The organism is Actinomycetota bacterium (assembly GCA_030682655.1).
GTDB lineage: Bacteria > Actinomycetota > Coriobacteriia > Anaerosomatales > JAUXNU01 > JAUXNU01.
Window position 1 is genome coordinate 1 of sequence record JAUXNU010000180.1, and the last position, 1058, is coordinate 1058.

Annotated in this window: 1 protein-coding gene; it reads left to right on the top strand. The window is 61.7% G+C overall.

Annotated elements, in window-relative coordinates; all coding sequences use genetic code 11:
• A partial coding sequence (locus Q8K99_11900; protein ID MDP2183257.1) for a hypothetical protein occupies positions 1–1058 on the top strand: 1058 nt, incomplete at both ends.

Genomic DNA, 1058 nt, shown 5'->3' on the forward strand with positions numbered 1-1058 from the left:
CGGCGCGGACGGCGGGCGAGGCTTTCCTTGTTACCGTGCAGGCGACGGACTCCAAGTGGAACCCGTCTTATTCGTCGGCGACGGTGCGCCTCACATCCAACGACACTTACGCGCCCGCAATCGCCGACCTCGTGTTACAAGACGGCGTAACCGTCTTTGCGACGACGCTCATCACCGGCAACGCCGGAGCGCTTAACACGGCCAACCGCAATACCACCATCACCGTCGCCGATGTTACGTCGCCGGCTCCGCCCACACCGCTTATCAGCGGCAATTCCGTCGTGCCGGTCAGCGCCGCGCCCGACGCAGTCTACCTGTTGCTGCTTATGCCCGGGCAGACTCACGCGCCGGGACGTCCTCCCTACGCTCCGACGGGCGAGGGCTGGTATCCGGGCGGCGCGTCAGGCGTTCCGTCGTCGTGGCTGGCCGGCACCACCTACTACGCCACTGTGGCGGCCTGCGACAAGTACTGGAACATCAACTCGGTCAACAATCCTCTTGTCGCCGTCGCGCATACCGATATATACGGAAGCGTGCCTCCGGCGATGCCTCTTGAAGGCGGAAAATATTCGTTCGCGTTCAGCATGAGGAAAGCCACACTCTATCAAGGCGTTCTCAACGACAGAACGACCGTTCAGGTAACGGCCGACGGATACTATGTCTCGCGCTCGTCGGTAAACGTGGAGCCCGCCGCCGACATACCGCCTCAGGCCAGGCTCCTGATACTCCCGCCCGGCCAGACTCATCTGCCCGGCTCCTCCGTCGGTAAATCCGGTTCGCCTGCGACGCAGCAGGCGGGAACGTGGTTCCCCGTCAGAGTCCTGGGGACGGACAGATACAACAACATACTCCCGTCGGTACAGCCCGGCGTGACACTTCGCACTCCGGGAGACTCGAACGACGACACCGCCGAGGGTCTGCCGCAATATTCGTGGGATCCGATTTATCAACCCTTGATAAACGGCTCGACGGTATTCAACATAACTCTCGTTACGGCCAACACCTCGCACTATCTGCACGCCGAAGATACCGACGGCAGCGGATTCTATTACGGCAAC